An 18283-nucleotide genomic window follows, 5' to 3' on the forward strand; every position below is an offset into this window, starting at 1 on the left:
GAGCGATGGGGGTGAAGGCGCCGCTGCGCCGCGCCCTGTGACCGTATCGGAACAGCCCTGCAACGCCGCGCCCGTGCGCCCGAAGCGCCGTGCCGCCAACCTCGAGGCGCCATGCCCGACCCGACCCCTGCGGCCATAGAATTGCCGCCGCAGGAGGGCCTGATGCGCCGCTTCTGGCGCCTGGCCCGAGGCTACTTCACCGACCCGGCCGAACGCCGCCAGGCCTGGATCCTGGCCTTTGCAGTGGTCGGCCTGACCCTGTTCCAGATCGGCGTGACGGTGCGCTTCAATCTGTGGAACCGCGACTTCTTCGACACGCTGGAAAGCCGCGACAGCGCGGCCTTCTACAGCCAGATGTGGATGTTCGGCCTGCTGCTGCTGCTGGCCATGGCGGCGGCCGTCAGCCAGCTCTGGGCCCGGCAGACCCTGATGCTGGAATGGCGGCGCTGGCTGGTGCATCGGCTGCAACGGCGCTGGCTGGCCGGGGGCCGGCACTACCAGATCAACTTCCTGCCCGAGGCCGCCGACAACCCCGACCAGCGCATCAGCGAGAATGCGCGCTGGGCGACGCAGATCGCGGTCGACCTGGTGGTCGGGCTGCTGAGCTCCTTCCTCACGCTGGTCTCCTTCCTCGGCATCCTGTGGTCGCTCTCCGGCCCATTGCAGCTCGCCATTGGTGGGCGTGACATCGAGATCCAGGGCTACATGGTCTGGGCTGCGGTGATCTATGCGGTGGTGGGTTCCGTCCTCACCATGTTCATCGGCGGCCCGATGGTGGCCATCAACAGCCGCCGCAACGAGGCCGAGAGCGACCACCGCTTCGCCCTGATCCGCATGCGGGAGAACAGCGAGGGCATCGCCCTGATCCGGGGCGAGGCGGATGAGGAGCGCGGGCTTCAGGCTGCCTTCGGCCGCGTCGTCGTGGTGATGCGCCAGCTCTACGGGCGGGAACGCGCCCTGATGTGGCTGACCTCGGCCTATGGCATGGCGGCCTCGATCATCCCGATCCTGGTCGCGGCGCCGCGCTTCTTCGCCGGCGCCATCACCCTCGGCGTGCTGATGCAGATCAGCTCCGCCTTCATCGAGGTGACGCGCAGCCTCGCCTGGTTCGTCGACAACTTCCCCCGCCTGGCCGAATGGCGCAGCCATGTGGAGCGGGTGGTGGAGCTCGACGAGAATTTCGACCTGGCCGAGGCCCATGCCGGGGAAACACGCATCGAGGTGATCGAGGCGAAGCAGGGCGAGGCGGAGGCGGTGCTGGCCTTCGAGAACCTCCAGGTGGCGCATTCCGATGGCAATGTCGTCATCCAGGGCGCCAATGCGGAAATCCGCGCCGGAGAGAGTGTGCTGATCGTCGGCGAGAGCGGCAGCGGCAAGTCCACCCTGTTCCGCGCCATCGCCGGCCTCTGGCCCTGGGGCGCCGGGCAGATCCGCATCCCGCCACGGGCGTCCATGATGTTCATGCCACAGCGGCCCTATATTCCGCTCGGCACGCTGCGCGCCGGCCTGACCTATCCGGATGCGCTGGACAGCTTCGACGATGCGGCGCAGGTGGCGGCCCTTGAACGCTGCGGCCTGCCGCATCTGGTGCCGCGCCTGGGGGAGGAGGATCGCTGGGACCGGGTGCTGTCACTAGGCGAGCAGCAACGCCTCGCCTTCGCCCGTCTGCTGCTGCACCGCCCGCGCTGGGTCTTCCTGGACGAGGCGACGGCGGCGTTGGATGAGGCGAACCAGGACGAAATGATGCGCCTGTTCAAGGACGAGCTGGACGGTACGGCGCTGATCTCCATCGGTCACCGCCCGGGCCTCGACGTCTATCACGACCGGACGCTGCAGTTGCTGCCCTCGCCGGACGGGGCGCGGCTGGAGGTGCGGCGACGAGAGAAGCCGGCACGGCCCCCTGGGCGCGGGCACAAGGTGCTGGGGCGGATGCTGCGGCGAAAATGACGGGATGGCCGGTCGGGGCATCGCCCCGGCGTATGGCCATGGTCCGCGGACACGAAAAAAGCCGGCACCCCCTTGGGGATGCCGGCTGATTCGGATGGCCTGCGACCGGTCAGGGACCGGTGGGGCGGCTCAGCGCCAGGCGGGGCGGCCGAGGTTCACGGTGCCCGGGCTGGTCAGCGCGCCACCGGCCGCGCCGGCGGCGCCACCGATCAGGGCACCCGTGCCGGCGCTGCCGGAGAGGGAGCCGACGGCAGCACCGGCGCCGGCGCCCAGCAGGCCGCCGGAGACGGCGCGGTCACCAGTGGTCTGGCCGCAGGCGGCGAGGGTGGTGGCGGCCAGAAGCAGCATCGGAAGGTAACGCATGGCAGGATCTCCTGGAGTGTAAACGCTCTGCCTCTCCAACGCCGCGGCCCGCCGAAGGTTCGCGGCACCATTCCGGTTTGGGGCTTTTTTTCGAGGCGTCTCCCCGGCGGCGGCTTTTGACGCAGTGCGGAACGGGGCTTGAGCCCCGGGCGGGGGAGGGGTATCGGAGGCCCCTCGCGCCACCCCGCGGTTGCTTCGACCGGGCGGTGCCAGGCTCTGGCTCGCGCCAGGGCATGGCCGCCGGCCCGACGCAGCCCGGCAAGGCGATCTTCTTCGCCACTCGGAAGGTTCCGACTGCATGTTTTCCCGCCTGTTCGGCTTCCTCTCGGCCGACATGGCCATCGACCTCGGCACCGCGAATACGCTGGTCTATGTGAAGGGGCGGGGCATCGTGCTGAACGAGCCCTCCGTCGTCGCCATTTCCGACCATCGCGGCAAGAAGCAGGTCCTGGCGGTGGGGGAGGAGGCCAAGCTGATGCTCGGCCGCACCCCCGGCAATATCGCCGCGATCCGGCCGCTGCGGGACGGGGTGATCGCCGACTTCGAGGTGGCGGAGGAAATGATCAAGCATTTCATCCGCAAGGTGCACAACCGGCGCTCCTTCGCCTCACCGATGATTATCGTCTGCGTCCCCTCCGGCTCGACCGCCGTGGAACGCCGCGCCATCCAGGAATCGGCGGAAAGCGCCGGCGCCCGCAAGGTGCTGCTGATCGAGGAGCCGATGGCGGCCGCGATCGGCGCCGGGCTGCCGGTGACGGAGCCCTCCGGCTCCATGGTGGTGGATATCGGCGGCGGCACCACGGAAGTGGCGGTGATCTCGCTGGGCGGCATCGTCTATGCGCGGTCCGTGCGCGTCGGCGGCGACAAGATGGACGAGGCCATCATCTCCTACATCCGCCGCAACCATAACCTGCTGATCGGCGAGAGCACCGCCGAGCGGATCAAGATGGAAATCGGTGCCGCCGCCCCGCCCTGGGAGGGTGAGGAAGGCCCGATGACCGAGGTTAAGGGCCGCGACCTGATGAATGGCGTGCCGCGGGAGGTCATCGTCAGCCAGCGCCAGATCGCTGAAAGCCTTTATGAGCCGGTGATCCAGATCGTCGAGGCGGTGCGCGTGGCGCTGGAGAACACGCCGCCGGAACTCGCCGCCGATATCGTCGACAAGGGCATCGTGCTGACCGGCGGCGGCGCGCTGCTGCACCGCCTGGATGGCGTGCTGCGCGAAGCCACCGGATTGCCCGTTGTGGTGGCAGAGGATGCCCTGTCCTGCGTCGCCCTCGGCACGGGACGGGCGCTGGAGGAGATGAAGCGGCTTCGCCACGTGCTCACCTCCATGTATTGATGGTGGTTTGAGGGGGAGGGCGCTTGATCCGTCTGAGCATTCCGCTCCGCCAGGCGCTGGCGCGGCTGTCGCTGCCGGTGCTCATTGCTGTTGCCTTCGGCACCATGCTGCTGGGCAAGGCCGATGCGCTGCTGGCCGAACGCGCCCGCATCGCCCTGGCCGATGCGCTGGCGCCCTTCTACGCCGCCTTCGCGGAACCCGCCCATGCGGTGCGGGAGGCGGTGGCCGACCTCCAGCAACTGCTGGTGCTGCGGGAGGAGAATGCCCGGCTGCGGGAGGAGAATGAGCGGCTGCGCCGCTGGCAGGCGGCCGCCCTGGCGCTGGAGACGGAAAACGCCCTGTTGCGCCGCCAGCTCGATTTCGTGCCGGAACGCGCGCCGGCCTTCCACACGGCCCGCGTGGTGGCCGATGGCGGCGGCGTCTATGCCCGCGCCGTGCTGCTTTCCATCCCGGCCGACATGCAGGTGCGACGCGGCCAGATTGCGCTGGATGAGCGCGGCTTCGCCGGGCGGGTGACGGAGGTGGGCACGCGTTCTGCCCGCGTGCTGCTGGCCACCGACATGAACAGCCGCATCCCCGTGACCCTGGAAGGCAGCCGCGTGCGCGCCATGTTGGTGGGCACGAATGGCGCCCGCCCGCGCCTGCAGCACTGGTCGGAGGGTGGGCGCCCGGCGGAAGGGGCACGCGTGGTGACGAGTGCGGAAGGCGTGGCTTTCCCGGCCGGCCTGCCGGTCGGCGTGGTGCGCTGGACCGAGGGCGGGGTGGCGGAGGTGGAATTGTTCGCCCGGACCGACCGGCTGGATGTGGTGCGCCTGTTCGATTTCGGCCTGGGTGGCATCCTGCCGCCCGAGGCCATCGCGCGGCCCGAGCCGCGCGGTCGGCGCTGAGGATCCCTCCAGGCATGGTCGGGCGCCCCGAACCCTCGCCCGGTCTGCTGCGGCGGCTGGACGACATCGCCCGCGCCGCCTTCCCCGCGACCGGGACGGTGCTGCTGATGGTGCTGGCGGCCGGGCCTTCCGGCGTGCCGGCGCTGGTGCCGGCGGTGACGCTGCCCTGCATCATCTTCTGGTCGATCTTCCGCCCCGGGGCGATGCCGCCGCCGGCGGTGTTCCTGCTCGGCCTGTTGCAGGACCTGCTGACCATGGCGCCGCTCGGCATCGGGGTGGTGACGCTGCTGGTGGCACATGGCCTGGCGGTGGCCTGGCGGCGCTTTCTGGTGCGGCAGAGCTTCATGTTCGTATGGCTGGCCTTCTGCGCCTTCTCGGCCGGCACGGCGGCGCTGGGCTGGCTGCTGACCGCCCTGCTGGCCTGGAACCTGCCCGCCCCGGCCCCGGCGCTGCACCAGGCGGCCCTCTCCGCCGGCCTCTATCCGGCCTTCGCCTTCGTGCTCAGCCGGATTCACGGGGTGATGCGGCGGGCGGAGGAGACGCCGTGATGCCGGTCGTGAGCGCAGCCCACGGCCGCCCGGCGACCGGGGGCGTGAAAATCCCGCGGCCCGCCTACTTTGGCGGGCCGAGCGCCCGAATGGGCGCCGCCGCAAGTGCGGCGAGCCAAGGCCGCGGATGCGGCCGCCCGGCGCTTGAGGGCAGTGAATCATGAGCCGCCGGCAGCGTGAGGAAGAACGGGTCCGGGGCATTTTCGGGCGCCGCGCCCTGCTGCTGGGCGCCGGGCAGATGGGGCTGCTGGGCTTCCTCGCCCATCGGCTGCACCGCCTCCAGATCACCGAGGGCGAGCGCTACGCCACGCTGGCCGAGGAAAACCGTCTGTCGGCCCGGCTGCTGGCCCCACCGCGCGGGCGGGTGCTGGACCGCAATGGCCATATCATCGCCGGCAACCAGCTCAACTGGCGTGCCTTGCTGACGGCCGAGCAGACCACCGATGTCGGCGCGACGCTGGAGACCTTCGGCCGCATCGTGCCGCTGACCGAGGCCGAGCGCGCGCGCATCGAGCGCGATGTCCGCCGCCGCCGCCGCTTCGTGCCGGTGACGGTGCGGGACTTCCTGACCTGGGAGGAGATGGCGCGGATCGAGCTGAACGCGCCCGACCTGCCGGGCATCAGCGTCGATGTCGGCACCACCCGCATCTACCCCGAGGCCGATCACCTCGCCCATATCGTGGGCTATGTCGCCCCGCCGGCCGAGCGCGACATGGATGGCGACCCGCTGCTGGAACTGCCCGGCATCCGCGTCGGCCGGTCCGGCATCGAGCGGCACCACGACCTGGCGCTGCGCGGCCGTGCCGGGGCGGTGCAGATGGAGGTGAATGCCGTCGGCCGCATCATCCGCGAACTGGACCGGCGGGAGGGTGTGCAGGGCCAGGATGTGCAGCTCTCGGTCGATTCCGGCCTGACCAAGACCCTGCGCGGCAAGATCGAGGAAGGCACCTCCGTGGTGCTGATGGATGCGCGGAACGGGGAGGTGCTGGCCATGGCCACCCAGCCCTCCTTCGACCCGAACCTGTTCAATTCCGGCGTCTCCAACGCCCAGTGGCGGGAATGGACGCGCAACCGGGCGACGCCGCTGATCAACAAGGCGACCAACGGTCTCTACGCGCCGGGCTCCACCTTCAAGATGGTGGTGGCGCTGGCGGGGCTGGAGGCGCGGGTGGTGACGCCGGGGGAGCGGATCTTCTGCCCCGGCCATATGGATCTGGGTGAATCCCGCTTCCATTGCTGGAATCGCGGGGGGCACGGCGCCATGGATATGCGCGCGGCGCTGAAATACTCCTGCGACGTCTATTTCTACGAACTGGCCAAGCGCCTTGGCATCGACCGCATCGCCGCCATGGGGCGCCGCTTCGGCCTGGGCGTGCCGCTGGACATCGAGCTGCCGGGCATCCGCAACGGGCTGATGCCGACGCGGGAATGGCGCCAGGCGCAGGGGCGGTCCTGGGCGCTGGGCGACACGGTGGTGCATGGCATCGGCCAGGGCTTCTACCAACTGACGCCGCTTCAGCTGGCCACCATGACCGCCCGGCTGGCCACCGGCCGCGCCGTGCAGCCGCATCTGACGCGCAGCATCGGCGGCCGCCCCGTGCGCGGTACAAGGGCGGAGGACTGGCCCAGCCTCGGCATCCCCGAACGCGACCTGCGCCTGGTGCGGGAGGCGATGTGGGCCGTGGTGAATGAGCAGGGCGGCACCGCCCGCATCGCGCGCCTGCCCAACGAGCTGGGGGCCATGGCCGGCAAGACCGGCACCACCCAGGTGCGCCGGGTGACGCGGGAGCAGCGGGAGCGCGGCTACCGGGTGGACCAGGTGCCGCGCGAATGGCGGCCGCATGCGCTGTTCGTCGCCTTCGCGCCGCATGACAATCCGGTCTTCGCCGTCTCCGTCATCGTCGAGCATGGCTCCAGCGGCTCCGCCGCCGCGGCGCCCCTGGCGCGGGATGTGCTGATCGAGGCCTTCCAGCAGCTTCGCCCCGGCCCGGGCGGCGCCTTCGGGGCGCGGGTGGCGGCGGCGACGCGGCCGGCGGGCGGCGGCCGGCCATGAGGTTCCTCGCATGAGGTTCGAACGCCGGCTGCTGCTGCGGGAACGCGGCACGGGGGTGCTGGAGAAGCTGTGGCAGATCCCCTGGATCTTCGTGCTGCTGCTCTGCGCCGTCGGTGGCGTCGGCTATGTGGCGCTGTATTCGGCCGGGGGCGGCGGGCCGGAGCCCTATGCCCAGCGCCATGCCATCCGCTTCGGCTTCGGGCTGGTGCTGATGCTGTCCATCGCCCTGGTCGATATCCGGCTGATCGCCCGCTATGCCTGGGTGGGCTATGCGGGGGGCATCGGGCTGCTGGTGATGGTGGCGCTGCATGGCCAGGTGGGCGGTGGTGCTCAGCGCTGGCTGGACCTCGGCGGGTTCCAGCTTCAGCCCTCGGAGCTGATGAAGATCCTGCTGGTGGTGGCGCTCGCAGCGTGGTTCCAGAAGGCGTCCTGGGAGAGGATGGGCAATCCCATCTTCCTCATCCCGCCGATCCTGGCGGTGCTGCTGCCGGCGGCGCTGATCCTGAAGCAGCCCAATCTCGGCACGGCGCTGATCACCCTGATGGTCGGTGGCGCGGTGTTCTTCGCCGCCGGGGTGCGGCTGTGGAAATTCGCCCTGGTGCTCGGGGCCGCCGCGGTCGCGGCGCCGATCGCCTATGAGAATCTGCGCGACTACCAGCGCGCCCGCATCACCACCTTCCTGGATCCCGAGAGCGATCCGCTGGGCGCCGGCTACAACATCATCCAGTCGAAGATCGCCCTGGGCTCGGGCGGGTTCTGGGGGAAGGGGTTCCTGCAGGGCACGCAGGGCCACCTGAACTTCCTGCCGGAAAAGCAGACCGACTTCATCTTCACCATGCTGGCCGAGGAATTCGGGCTGGTGGGCGCGCTGAGCGTTCTCGGCCTGCTGGCCTGCGTGATCGCCTTCGGCTTCCTGGTGGCGCTGCGCAGCCGGCACCAGTTCGGCCGGCTGCTGGCGGTGGGGCTGGCGACGAATTTCTTCATGTATGTCTTCGTCAATATCGCCATGGTCACCGGCGCCATCCCGGTTGGCGGCGTGCCGCTGCCTCTTATCAGCCATGGTGGCTCGGCGATGCTGACGGCGATGGTGGGATTCGGCTTGTTGATGTCGGCGCATGTCCACAGGGATGCGGAGATGGGGCCGACCCGGGACGAGCAGTGACGCCTCAGGCGGCCGTGCCGCTGGCGGGGCGGCGCAGCGCCCGCGCCAGGCCCAGGGCGAGCACCAGCACGAAAAGCAGCCCGCCCGGCACCCACATCAGCAGCCCGCCGAGCTGCTGGTCCGCCAGCGGGGTGAAGCCCCAGGGCAGCGTCACATCGGGCGCGTGCACGGCATAGAGCGGCCGGGGCGCGAAGGTCAGCAGCGCGCCCAGCGCGCCCATCTGGATCGCCGTCGCCAGCGCACCGATCACCGCCGCCAGGGGTCGTGCCGGCCCATGTCGCAGCAACGCGGCCCAGAACCAGGTGGCGCTGAAGGCCAGGGAGGCGTGCATCAGCCAATAGGCCACGCCATCCGCCGCGAAGGTCGCCGCATAGGGACCCGGCACGTGCCACAGCCAGAGCAGCACGGCGAAACCCGCCGCCGGCACCCCGATGCCGGCCATGCCGACGCTGCGCAACCGCATCGCCGCCAGTGCCAGCAGCGGCGCCGCGCCCAGCACCACCAGCAGATGCTGCGTCACCCGCACGCTGAACAGCGCGACGGACAGGCTGCACAGGGGAGAAACCAGCGCCAGCGCCAGCACGCCCCAGCCGGCCATCGGCCAAGCCGCCTCCCGGCCCTGCCGCCGCTCCGCCCAGGCGAGCGCGGCGGCGCCCAGCAGCAGGGTCGCGATCAGCAGCGGGTGGGTGTTCCAGCCGGCCTCGCCGGGCAGGGGCGGCGGGCCGCAGAAGGGTATGGCGATCATTCTGCGGGTCGCAACGTCGCGGGTTCCGATGGGTTGCGGTGAGGGTGGTCAGAAATCGTAGAGCCGCGCCGGATTGTCCACCAGGATGCGCCGCAGCGTCGCCGCATCCCCGGCCCATTCCGCCAGCCGCGCCAGCGCCCGCGCATCGTCCACCGCATGGAAGGGATGCACCGCATCCGCCGCCAGCCCAGGTCGCACGCCCGAATGCGGGAAGTCGGAGGCCCAGACCACACGCTCGGGGTTCGCCGCGATCAGCGCGCGGGTGATCGGCGCCATGTCGGCATGGTCGGGCGCGGCGGACAGCCGGTGCGCGGCGGAGAGCTTCACATGCGCCACGCCCTGCCGCAGCAGTTCGACCAGCGCCGCGAAGCCCGGCTGGCCGGTGCCGCCCGCCCCCTGCGCCCGGCCGAAATGGTCCACCACCACGCCGCAGGGCAGGGCGGCGATATCGGCCGCCAGGGCCTCGATCAGCGCCAGTTCGGTATAGATCTGCACATGCCAGCCGAGCGGCGCGACACGGGCGGCGGCCTCCACCAGCATGGCCCGCGCCTGCCCCGCATCGGCGCGCCCGGCCGTGTGCAGGTTGAGGCGCACGCCGCGCACCCCGGCGGCGTGCAGGCGGCGCAGGGCATCCTCCTCCGTCGCCCCGTCGATCACGGCGATGCCGCGCGCGGTGGCCGGGCCGAGTTCGGCCAAGGCGCGCTCCATCCCGGAATTGTCGGTGCCATAGGTGCTGGGCTGCACCAGCACGATGCGCTGCAATCCCAGCCGGTCCAGATGCGCCCGCAGCCCGGCGGTGGTCATCAGCCCCGGCGTGTAGCTGCGGGCGGGATCGAGGAAATGGCCTTCCTCGAAGACATGGGTGTGGCAGTCGCAGGCGCCTGCGGGCAGGGGAGGGATGGTGCTCATGGACGCAGGCTCGCCGCAGCAGGCCGCGCCGTCCAGACAGGGATCGCACGGGTTTCCATCAATCGGCTTTATGCCCTAGCCTTCAGACCATGAATCTGCGGCAGTTCGAGGTGTTCCACGCCATCATGCGCACCGGCTCCGTCACCGGCGCGGCGCGGCTGCTGAATGTCACCCAGCCCTCCGTCAGCACGGTGCTGAAGCATCTGGAGGCGCAGCTCCGCTTCCGCCTGTTCAACCGCATCGGCGGCCGGCTGCAACCGACGCCGGAGGCGCAGGCGCTGCTGCCGGATATCGATGCGGTGTTCAGCCGGCTGGCCGCGGTGCAGCGGCTGACGCAGGACCTGGCGGGTGGCCGGCTCGGCACGCTGTCCGTCGCCGCGGCCTTTCCGATCGCCAATGGCTACCTGGCCCGGGCGGTGGCGAGCTTCCTGACCGGCCGGCCGGGCATGCGCGTGGCGCTGCAATCCCTGACCTCGCCCCAGGTGGTGGACCGGGTGGCGAGCCGGGAGGTGGAGCTGGGCGTGGTGCACGAGCCGGTGGGCAGCACGGAGGTGGACATCGAATTGCTGCTGCGCAGCTCGCTCGCCGCCGTGCTGCCCGCGAACCACCCGCTGGCGCAGCGGACCAGCATTCCCGTGACCGCGCTGGCCGACCAGCCGATCATCACCTACCTGCCGCAGAACCTGTTCCGCCTGCATGTGGACCAGGCGCTGGCACAGGCCGGAATCTCGCCGCGCATCGTGGCCCAGGTCACCGTCTCCCTCACCGGCATCCTGCTGGCCCAGCATGGCGCGGGGATCGCGCTGGTCGAGCCGCTGATGCTGCGCAGCCTGGATTTTCCGGGGCTGGTGGCCCGGCCGCTGGACCCGCCGGTGGCCTTCGAGACGGTGCTGATCCGGCCGCGCGGCACGCCCGATTCCACCGTGCTGGCGCGCTTCGTCGGCCATCTGCGCGATGTGCTGCGGAATGAGGGCCTGCTGCCGGTGGGGCATTGATGGGATGAATACCCCGCCCAAAGCTTCCTATTGGACGCCGGCGCCGCGCTGGGGGACCATCCGTGCCAACAAACCGGATGAGGAAACCCGCGCATGGACATCGCCGCCCCGCGCTACGACACCAACTGGCCCTCGGTCCGGGACGAGGTGAGCGCCACCGAATGGCAGGCGCGCTGCGACCTGGCCGCCTGCTACAGGCTGATCGACGCCTATGGCATGACCGACCTGATCTACAACCACATCACGCTCCGCATCCCAGGCACCGAGCATCTTCTGATCAACCTGTACGGGCTGCTGTACAAGGAGATCACCGCGACCTCACTGGTGAAGATCGATGTCGAGGGCAACATCATCTGGAAGCCGGACACCGACTACGGCATCAACAAGTCCGGCTACGTCATCCATGGCGCAATCCACAAGGCGCGGCCGGATGTGGCGGCGGTGATCCACACCCATACCCGCGCCGGCATGGCCGTGGCGGCGATGAAATGCGGGCTGCTGCCGCTCAGCCAGACCTCCATCCGTTTCGTCGGCCATCTCGGCTACCATGACTATGAAGGCCCCGCGGTCGATCTGTCGGAGCGGGAGCGGATCGTCGCCGATCTCGGGCCGCATGATGCGCTGATCTTCCGCAATCACGGGCTGCTGACCTGCGGCGCCACGCTCCAGCAGGCCTTCAACACCATGTACCAGTTGGAGATGTCCTGCCGCGCCCAGGTGGATGCGATGAATTCCCGCACCGAGCTGCTGGTGCCGGATGAGGCGACGCTCGCCAAGACCGCGCATCTGTACCAGCCCGGCGCCCGCCGCCCCTATGGCGTGCTGGAATGGCACGCGATGCTGCGCCGCCTGGAAGCCGAGCAGAAGGGCTCCGCCTACCCGCCTTACTGGGTCTGAGATTTCGCAATCCGCCGAAGAAGCGGATTCAAGGGAGGATACGCCTATGACCCCGACCATCGGGCGGCGCCTGCTGCTGGGCGCCGCAGGCGCGATGCTGGCCGCCCCGCATGCCCAAGCCCAGGGCAACGCGGCCCAGGGCAACTGGCCGGACCGGCCGATCCGCTTCGTCGTGCCCTTCGCCGCTGGCGGCAATACCGATGTGCTGGCACGTCTCTACGCCGCGCATATCGGGCCGAAGCTCGGCCAGCCCATCGTGGTGGAAAACCGCAGCGGCGCGGCCGGCGCCATCGGGACGGAGGCGGTGATCCGGTCCCGCGCCGATGGCTACAGCTTCCTGATCGGCAGCCCGGGTTCCATCGTCAACAGCCCGCTGCTGATGGCCAACAAGCGCTTCGACCCGATCACCGACCTCAGCTTCGTCGCCATGTTCGGCCAGGTGCCGATGGTCATCATCGTGCAGCCCTCCATGCCCGTGCGCACGCTGCCCGAGCTGGTCGCCTATTCGAAGGCGCAGCGGAACGGAGTCACCATCGGCACCTCCGGCATCGGTGGCGCCAACCACCTGCCGCTGGAACTGTTCAAGGCGGAGACCGGCGCCAACCTGGTGCATGTGCCCTATCGCGGCGGCGGCGCCACGCTGCCGGATTTCGCCGCCGGCAATGTCGATGGCATCCTGATCGAATTGTCGAGCGTGCTCGACCTGCATCGAGACGGGCGCGGCCGCATCCTCGGCATCGCCGCGCCGGGCCGTTCGTCCCAGGTGCCGGAGGTGCCGACCTTCATCGAGGCCGGCTACACGAACTTCCTCGCCGCCTCCTTCGTCGGGCTCTTCGCGCCCGTGGGCACGCCGGCACCGATCCTCGGCCGCATCCAGGCACTGGTCGGCGAGGCGGCGCGGGACCCCGACATCCGCGCGCGGCTGCTCTCCTTCAGCGTCAACCCGCCGACGCCGGAGGAGCTCACCACCGACCACCTCGCCCGCTTCCTGCAAGGCGAATTGGCGAAGGCGCGCCGCGCCATCGAGATCGCCGGACTCAAGCCCGAATGAGCGACATGCACCTGGTTCCCGTGGAGACCTGCCGCGCGCAGATCACCGCCGTCCTCACCGCCTGGGGCATGGCGCCGGAGACTGTGCGCGTGACGGCGGAGGTGATGATCGAGACCGACCTCGCCGGCGTCGACAGCCACGGCATCTCCATGCTGATGGATTACGACGAAAGCCGCCGCAAGGGCCGGCTGAACCTGCAGGCGCAACCACGAATCCTGCGGCAGAACCCGGTGACGGCGCTGGTCGATGCCGATGCCGGGCTCGGCCATCCGGCGGCGGTCTTCGGCATGAAGCTGGCGATGGAAAAGGCGAAGGTCGCGGGCGTCGGCGTGGTGGCGGTGCGCAACTCCCACCATTTCGGCGCCGCCGGCTATTACGCGGCGCTGGCCCCGGCGGAGGGGCTGGTCGGCATGGTGACCAGCGCGACGCGCAGCATTTCCGTGGTGCCGACGCGGGGCTCCATCCCTTTGCTCGGCACCAACCCCATCGCCTTCGCCGCCCCGGCCGGGCGCAACACGCTCTTCCGGCTGGACATGGCGACCAGCAGCTGCGCCAGCAACAAGGTCAAGGTGCACGACCTGCAGGGCAAGCCGCTGCCCGCCGGTTGGGTGCTGGACGAGGCCGGCCAGCCGGTGACCGATGCGGCGGAGGCCTGGCACCGGTTGCGGGTGACGCATCAGGGCGGGCTGACGCCGCTCGGCGGCACGGCGGATATGGCCAGCCACAAGGGCTACGGCCTGGCCATGATGGTGCATATCCTGGGCGGCGTGCTCTCCGGCGCCTCCTTCTCGCCGATCCGCAACCGCACGCAGCGGCCGGAGGATCCGGACAATCTCGGCCATTTCTTCATGGCCATCGACCCGGATTGCTTCCGCGACGAAGGCGAATTCGAGGCCGATTTGGACGAGGCCATCGACGTGCTGCGCGCGACACCGCCCGCCGATCCGCAAAAACCCGTGCTGGTGGCAGGCGATCCGGAAGTGGCCAGCCGTGCCCGCCGGCTGGCGGAGGGCATCCCCATTCCCGACAGCCTCGCGCGGCAATTGCGCGGGGTCTGCGAAAGGGCCGGGGTGACGTGCCTGATGCCCTGAATGGGCCAATGACAATAAGGGAGGCAACGACAATGAACATCACGCGACGCACTCTGGGCGGCCTGGCTGCCGCGGGGCTGGCCGCGCCGGCCCTGGCGCAGACCGCATTCCCGAGCCAGACCGTGCGCATCATCGTGCCCTTCGCCCCGGGTGGCGCCACCGATATCGTCGGGCGCATTCTCGCCCCCGGCATGCAGGAGGTCTTCGGCGGCCGCACCGTTCTGGTCGAGAATCGCGGCGGCGCCGCCGGCATCATCGGCGCGGAGGCGTTGCTGGCTGCGCCCAGGGACGGCCATGCGGTGGCGCTGTTCACCATCACCAATGCCGTGCTGAATGCCGGGCTGATCCGCGACCCGCGGCTGGATCCGCGCACCGCCTTCACCCCCGTCTCCCTGGTGGCGACGCTGCCCATGGTGCTGACGGTGGGCAAGCATGTGCGGGCCAATACGCTGCAGGAATTCGTCGGCGTGATGAAGGAGGCGCCGGGCCGCCTGACCTATGGCTCGGCCGGCGCCGGCAGCATCAACCACCTCGGCGCGCATCTGTTCAACCTGCGCAGCGAGACCCAGGCGGTGCATGTGCCCTATCGCGGCGCCGGCCTGGTCTATGCCGACCTCATCGGCGGCAATGTGGACTGGCTGGTGGAGGGCATCGCCTCCCAGGCGCCGCATGTGCGCTCGGGCAATGTGCGCGCTTTGGCGGTGCTGGCGCGGGAACGCAACCCGGCGCTGCCGGATGTGCCGACCGCCATCGAGCAGGGTTTTTCCGACTTCGAGATCATGAACATCATGGGCGTCTTCGCCGCCTCCGGCACGCCGGCGCCGGCCATTGCGCGGCTGGAGGGTGCGATCCGCACCGCCGTCGCCAAGCCGGACCTGGCGCGCAGACTGCGGGAGGCCGGGGCCGAGCCGGCCGGCAGCACCACGGCGGAATTCCAGCGCTTCTGGGAACAGCAACTGGCGCTGTGGCTGCCGGTGGTCGAGGCTTCGGGCGTCAGGCTGGATTGATCTTGGCGGACCGGTCTCTTGACCGGTCCGAGCGCCCGAATGGGCGCCGCGGCATGTGCCGTCGCACGAACCGCGCGCCTATGGCGCGACGCCAAGGAAGCCGGAGGTTTCCGCATCACGCCGCAGGCGTGCCTTCGGCACTGCCGTATGAGGGTAGGAAAGGACAGATGATGCAGTGGCAGGGCGGTGGCTGGGTTCTGGACATCCTGGTGCCGGGCTTTCCCGGCAAGGCGACGCAGCATGGCGGGCTGGGCTGGAGCACCATCGCCCTGCTGCGCGGCCATGGCCGGATCGTGGTGCTGGATGGCGGCGGCTTCGGCCAGCGCCGCACGCTGGTGGAGGCGCTGGCCAGGCATGGCGTCGCGCCCGGCGATGTCACCGACCTGCTGTTGAGCCATGCGCATCACGACCATGCGGTGAACTGGCCGCTGTTCCGCCACGCCCGCATCGCCATCGGCCGCAAGGAATTGGCCTGGGCGCTCGGCGTGGAATGGGGCACCACGCCGGTGCCGGAACACGCCATCCTGGCCCTGTCCACCTGGCCGACGCTGCATCTGGTCGATGAGGGCGACAGCGTGCTGCCCGGCATCACAGCGCATCTGGCGCCCGGCCATACGCCCGGGCATCTGATTTTCATCATCGCGGGCGACGGACAGGACTGCGTGCTGTTGCAGGACGCCGTGAAGAACCGCGTGGAACTTACCACGCGGCGCACCGACATGACCTATGACGCCGCCATCAGCCGCGCCACGGTGGAGATGGTCTGGGAAATCTGCCGCACGCGGCCCGGCTGCCTGCTGATCCCGGGCCACGACCTGCCGATGGTGGTGGAAAACGGCGTGCCCCGCCCGATCGGCCGCCAGACCTCCGGCATCAAGGCCTGGTTCGGCGACAGCCTGGATGAGATGACGCGCTTCGAACTGGCGCCGCCGGAGTGACTTCGGTGTTCGCGGGGGGAATGGTGGGCGCTGTGGGCTCGAACCTACGTGGCCTGCTGCCGGTTCGATGGACACCGCGTTTAGCCTGAGCTGGCCAAGCGCTCGAACGCCACAGGGCTGAGATAGCCGATGGGCGAGTGGCGTCGTCCCGGATTGTAGAACCGCTCGATGTCGTCGAACACCTCTGCCCGAGCGGCGTCGCGGGTGCGGTGGATCTTGCGGGCAAGGCGCTCGGTCTTCAGCGATGAGAAGAAGCTCTCCATCGCGGCGTTGTCCCACACATTACCCGACCTGCTCATCGAGCGGGTGACGCCGTGGTCGGCGATCAGCCTCGCGAAGTAGGCCGCGGCCTTTTTCAGGATGTCACGCTCCGCCTTGAGCTTGGCGACCTCCTGCCGGAGACGGTCGATCTCCTGTTGCTCGGGCTTTACCTGGCCATGCCCGGGAAAGGCGTGTCGCGGCTCCGCCTCGGTCTCCCGCATCCAGCGGCGCAGCACGCTCTCCGCGATCTCGAGGTCGCGGCAGGCCTGAGCCACCGCCACGCCGCGATCCCTGACCAACTTTACCGCCTCAAGCTTGAACTCGCGGCTGAATGTCCTTCGTCCCATGCAAGGGCTTCCGATCGGGTGAAAACCTTATCCAGGTGTCCACCAAACCGGCCGCAGGCCAGTACGATCCCAAGACCCGCCGGGCGCACCCGGTCCGGGCAGCGCGGGAGGGCCTCGCGCTCCGACAAGGCCCGCGCCGCAACACTTGCGGCGCGGCCGGCCGGCTCAAATCCTCAGCGAACCTGGCCTGCGGGTCGCTGTTGCTGCTGCGCCGTCACGATCACATCCTGGATCGCTTTCGTCAGCGCATCGCCAACGCCTGTCGCGTTGCCCTTCCACGCCTCGTTCAGCAGGTTCAGGATCCGATCCTCGTCCGCCGTCTCCGCCGTGAACGCCAGCATGTTCGCCCGCGCGGGCATGCGCGGCACGGTGATGGACATCGCGAGATCGGCGAAGGGGTCGCCGGTCGTGCCGTCGCGTGCGATGATCTGGGTGCCCGGCGCCACGCGGCCGAAGTTCAGCGCGAACACCGCGTCCGCACCCTCGGCCGCCGTGCCCGAGGTGGCATTCTCGCGGGCCGGCGTGCCGCGGAGCACCAGCACCATCCCAATCGCCTTCGGGTCATCCGTGCCGCGGGTTGCCGCCGTGCGCGCGAAATGCAGGTAGCGCGGGCGCAGCATGAGCGTGGCGCCCTGGCTGCCGCCGACACCCGGCGCCGCTGCCGTCACGTCCAGTTGCGCCTCCATGTAGAAGGCGGGCGGTGCCGTCAGGCCGACCGTCCGCATGTTCTCGGCCGTCACGAGACCCTGTGCCTGGGGCACGTCCGCCGGATAGCTGCCCACCGAGCCCCGCGCCACGATCAGGCAACGGCTGCCTGTCCCCAGCGCCGTCTCCCCGCTGCCGCGCCAATTCGCGTCGCGCTCCTCTTCGGCGCGCTTGAGGTAGTCGGTGATCGCGGAGATCACGAAATCCACCGCCACCGGCGCGAGCGCGCCAAGTACCACACCGCCCGCCATCATCCGCTGAGGACCGCCCGACGGAGCGGACTGGGTCTGCAAATCCGCAAAGCCTCCCGTCACCGGGCACGTGTCGCGCAGCGCGACCACCGCTGTCGACCGCTCATGCCGCGTCGTCATCTCGACGGCCGTCACCGGCCCGCCATTTCCGCTGCCGGTGTGCCAGTTGCAGCCTGCCAGCAGCACCGGCACGCCCAAGGCACATCCGGCCTTCAACATCGTCCGCATCATCTTCCTGTCTCCCTCGCTGCGCACCGATCCGGCGCGGGAAGGAGGGTGCGCGCGCCGCCGTGATACGCGCGTCAGCCCAGCGTGACCCTCACAACACTTCCCCGAACCACCGCTGTCGCTCCGCCTCTATCCGGCAGTCCAGCCGCCCCTGAAGTTGCGCGACGAGCCGCAGGAAGAGCCGGTCCACGTCGCCCGTGAGCGTGACCGCGCCGCGCGCCGGCACCAACCGCCCCGCCACGGCAATGCCCGGCGGCAAGGTGTCCAGGAGCATGAATGGGGTGCCATGCGCGCTTCGCCCCAGCGGCCGCGCCGCCAGCGTCAGCCTGGGCGGCGGCATCGGACCCACGCCGCGCCCGACCCACCCAATCAGCAGCAGCGCGCCATCGGCGCCCGATCGCGACACGACGAACCAGGCCGGCCGCACCGTCCGGTTCGCACGACCATCGCGCCACGAAAGCTGCATCGCGCCACGAACGGCGGTGACGAAGCCATCCTTCGCCATGCATCCTCCTTCCCAACATCAACCGGCGGCAGTCTCGCCGTCGCCGCGTGA

At 70.0% G+C, this 18283-nt stretch carries 17 protein-coding genes and 2 pseudogenes; 12 read left to right on the top strand and 7 right to left on the bottom strand.

The features are described from left to right. Positions 1-162 precede the first annotated feature (162 nt). Positions 163-1947 (top strand): ABC transporter ATP-binding protein/permease, encoded by a 1785-nt coding sequence (locus JJQ90_RS18270; protein ID WP_216877674.1) that lies wholly within the window; start codon positions 163-165, stop codon positions 1945-1947. Positions 1948-2076: 129 nt separating this feature from the next. On the opposite strand, the gene JJQ90_RS18275 is transcribed toward JJQ90_RS18270, so the two are convergent. Beyond that, entirely contained in the window at positions 2077-2310 is a 234-nt protein-coding gene (locus JJQ90_RS18275) for a YMGG-like glycine zipper-containing protein (protein WP_216877675.1), read from the bottom strand. A gap of 298 nt (positions 2311-2608) precedes the next feature. On the opposite strand from JJQ90_RS18275, the gene JJQ90_RS18280 reads away from it, so the two are divergent. The 5 genes from JJQ90_RS18280 to rodA all read left to right on the top strand — a co-directional run bounded on the left by JJQ90_RS18280 (position 2609) and on the right by rodA (position 8302). Further along, positions 2609-3652 carry a rod shape-determining protein gene (locus tag JJQ90_RS18280; RefSeq protein WP_216877676.1) on the top strand — a complete coding sequence of 348 codons (1044 nt, stop codon included), beginning with the start codon at positions 2609-2611 and terminating at the stop codon, positions 3650-3652. A 23-nt stretch (positions 3653-3675) separates the two neighbouring features. Beyond that, entirely contained in the window at positions 3676-4539 is an 864-nt protein-coding gene (gene mreC, locus JJQ90_RS18285; RefSeq protein WP_216877677.1) for a rod shape-determining protein MreC, read from the top strand. Positions 4540-4553: 14 nt separating this feature from the next. After that, positions 4554-5087, top strand: a complete 534-nt coding sequence (gene mreD, locus JJQ90_RS18290; protein ID WP_216877678.1) for a rod shape-determining protein MreD — start codon at positions 4554-4556, stop codon at positions 5085-5087. 160 nt (positions 5088-5247) lie between these two features. Further along, positions 5248-7140 (top strand): penicillin-binding protein 2, encoded by a 1893-nt coding sequence (gene mrdA / locus JJQ90_RS18295; RefSeq protein WP_216877679.1) that lies wholly within the window; start codon positions 5248-5250, stop codon positions 7138-7140. A gap of 10 nt (positions 7141-7150) precedes the next feature. Further along, on the top strand, positions 7151-8302 hold the full coding sequence (gene rodA, locus JJQ90_RS18300; RefSeq protein WP_216877680.1) for a rod shape-determining protein RodA: 1152 nt from the start codon (positions 7151-7153) through the stop codon (positions 8300-8302). Positions 8303-8306: 4 nt separating this feature from the next. Here rodA and JJQ90_RS18305 read toward each other — a convergent pair whose 3' ends face one another. Next, positions 8307-9047, bottom strand: a complete 741-nt coding sequence (locus JJQ90_RS18305) for a cytochrome c oxidase assembly protein (RefSeq protein ID WP_216877681.1) — start codon at positions 9045-9047, stop codon at positions 8307-8309. Positions 9048-9095: 48 nt separating this feature from the next. Beyond that, on the bottom strand, positions 9096-9956 hold the full coding sequence (locus tag JJQ90_RS18310; protein ID WP_216877682.1) for an amidohydrolase family protein: 861 nt from the start codon (positions 9954-9956) through the stop codon (positions 9096-9098). 89 nt (positions 9957-10045) lie between these two features. Between JJQ90_RS18310 and JJQ90_RS18315 the strand changes: the two genes are divergently transcribed. The 6 genes from JJQ90_RS18315 (at position 10046) to JJQ90_RS18340 (ending at position 15935) form a co-directional block, all read left to right on the top strand. Beyond that, on the top strand, positions 10046-10951 hold the full coding sequence (locus JJQ90_RS18315) for a LysR family transcriptional regulator (protein WP_216877683.1): 906 nt from the start codon (positions 10046-10048) through the stop codon (positions 10949-10951). A gap of 93 nt (positions 10952-11044) precedes the next feature. After that, on the top strand, positions 11045-11848 hold the full coding sequence (locus JJQ90_RS18320; protein WP_216877684.1) for a class II aldolase/adducin family protein: 804 nt from the start codon (positions 11045-11047) through the stop codon (positions 11846-11848). 46 nt (positions 11849-11894) lie between these two features. Beyond that, positions 11895-12899 (top strand): Bug family tripartite tricarboxylate transporter substrate binding protein, encoded by a 1005-nt coding sequence (locus tag JJQ90_RS18325; protein WP_216877685.1) that lies wholly within the window; start codon positions 11895-11897, stop codon positions 12897-12899. Then, positions 12896-13990: an Ldh family oxidoreductase gene (locus JJQ90_RS18330; RefSeq protein WP_216877686.1), complete on the top strand. Its 1095-nt coding sequence runs from the start codon at positions 12896-12898 to the stop codon at positions 13988-13990. Before JJQ90_RS18325 ends, JJQ90_RS18330 begins: the two co-directional genes overlap by 4 nt. Positions 13991-14022: 32 nt before the next feature. Then, positions 14023-14997, top strand: coding sequence for a Bug family tripartite tricarboxylate transporter substrate binding protein (locus tag JJQ90_RS18335; RefSeq protein WP_216877687.1), 975 nt, complete (start codon positions 14023-14025; stop codon positions 14995-14997). A 167-nt stretch (positions 14998-15164) separates the two neighbouring features. After that, positions 15165-15935 (top strand): MBL fold metallo-hydrolase, encoded by a 771-nt coding sequence (locus tag JJQ90_RS18340; protein WP_216877688.1) that lies wholly within the window; start codon positions 15165-15167, stop codon positions 15933-15935. A gap of 80 nt (positions 15936-16015) precedes the next feature. On the opposite strand, the pseudogene JJQ90_RS27720 reads toward JJQ90_RS18340, so the two are convergent. The 4 genes and pseudogenes from JJQ90_RS27720 to JJQ90_RS18355 form a co-directional block, all read right to left on the bottom strand. Continuing rightward, a pseudogene (locus JJQ90_RS27720) lies at positions 16016-16258 on the bottom strand (integrase core domain-containing protein); the annotation flags it as partial. Between the two features lie 72 nt (positions 16259-16330). Next, positions 16331-16543, bottom strand: a pseudogene (locus JJQ90_RS27725) (transposase); the annotation flags it as partial. Positions 16544-16716: 173 nt separating this feature from the next. Next, the gene (locus JJQ90_RS18350) at positions 16717-17730 is read right to left on the bottom strand and encodes a hypothetical protein (protein WP_216877690.1); all 1014 of its coding nucleotides are present in this window, start codon (positions 17728-17730) and stop codon (positions 16717-16719) included. An 88-nt stretch (positions 17731-17818) separates the two neighbouring features. Continuing rightward, the gene (locus JJQ90_RS18355) at positions 17819-18232 is read right to left on the bottom strand and encodes a hypothetical protein (protein ID WP_216877691.1); all 414 of its coding nucleotides are present in this window, start codon (positions 18230-18232) and stop codon (positions 17819-17821) included. Positions 18233-18283 lie beyond the last annotated feature (51 nt).

Origin of the sequence: Falsiroseomonas oleicola (assembly GCF_019029495.1) — a bacterium.
GTDB lineage: Bacteria > Pseudomonadota > Alphaproteobacteria > Acetobacterales > Acetobacteraceae > Falsiroseomonas > Falsiroseomonas oleicola.

What these genes read in the sequence shown, in the direction of transcription:
- JJQ90_RS18270 (WP_216877674.1), top strand. Translation starts at nt 163, where the DNA reads ATGCGCCGCTTCTGGCGCCTGGCCCGAGGCTACTTCACCGACCCGGCC.
- JJQ90_RS18275 (WP_216877675.1), bottom strand. Translation starts at nt 2,310, where the DNA reads ATGCGTTACCTTCCGATGCTGCTTCTGGCCGCCACCACCCTCGCCGCC.
- JJQ90_RS18280 (WP_216877676.1), top strand. Translation starts at nt 2,609, where the DNA reads ATGTTTTCCCGCCTGTTCGGCTTCCTCTCGGCCGACATGGCCATCGAC.
- mreD (WP_216877678.1), top strand. Translation starts at nt 4,554, where the DNA reads ATGGTCGGGCGCCCCGAACCCTCGCCCGGTCTGCTGCGGCGGCTGGAC.
- mrdA (WP_216877679.1), top strand. Translation starts at nt 5,248, where the DNA reads ATGAGCCGCCGGCAGCGTGAGGAAGAACGGGTCCGGGGCATTTTCGGG.
- rodA (WP_216877680.1), top strand. Translation starts at nt 7,151, where the DNA reads ATGAGGTTCGAACGCCGGCTGCTGCTGCGGGAACGCGGCACGGGGGTG.
- JJQ90_RS18305 (WP_216877681.1), bottom strand. Translation starts at nt 9,047, where the DNA reads ATGATCGCCATACCCTTCTGCGGCCCGCCGCCCCTGCCCGGCGAGGCC.
- JJQ90_RS18310 (WP_216877682.1), bottom strand. Translation starts at nt 9,956, where the DNA reads ATGAGCACCATCCCTCCCCTGCCCGCAGGCGCCTGCGACTGCCACACC.
- JJQ90_RS18315 (WP_216877683.1), top strand. Translation starts at nt 10,046, where the DNA reads ATGAATCTGCGGCAGTTCGAGGTGTTCCACGCCATCATGCGCACCGGC.
- JJQ90_RS18320 (WP_216877684.1), top strand. Translation starts at nt 11,045, where the DNA reads ATGGACATCGCCGCCCCGCGCTACGACACCAACTGGCCCTCGGTCCGG.
- JJQ90_RS18325 (WP_216877685.1), top strand. Translation starts at nt 11,895, where the DNA reads ATGACCCCGACCATCGGGCGGCGCCTGCTGCTGGGCGCCGCAGGCGCG.
- JJQ90_RS18330 (WP_216877686.1), top strand. Translation starts at nt 12,896, where the DNA reads ATGAGCGACATGCACCTGGTTCCCGTGGAGACCTGCCGCGCGCAGATC.
- JJQ90_RS18335 (WP_216877687.1), top strand. Translation starts at nt 14,023, where the DNA reads ATGAACATCACGCGACGCACTCTGGGCGGCCTGGCTGCCGCGGGGCTG.
- JJQ90_RS18340 (WP_216877688.1), top strand. Translation starts at nt 15,165, where the DNA reads ATGATGCAGTGGCAGGGCGGTGGCTGGGTTCTGGACATCCTGGTGCCG.
- JJQ90_RS18350 (WP_216877690.1), bottom strand. Translation starts at nt 17,730, where the DNA reads ATGATGCGGACGATGTTGAAGGCCGGATGTGCCTTGGGCGTGCCGGTG.
- JJQ90_RS18355 (WP_216877691.1), bottom strand. Translation starts at nt 18,232, where the DNA reads ATGGCGAAGGATGGCTTCGTCACCGCCGTTCGTGGCGCGATGCAGCTT.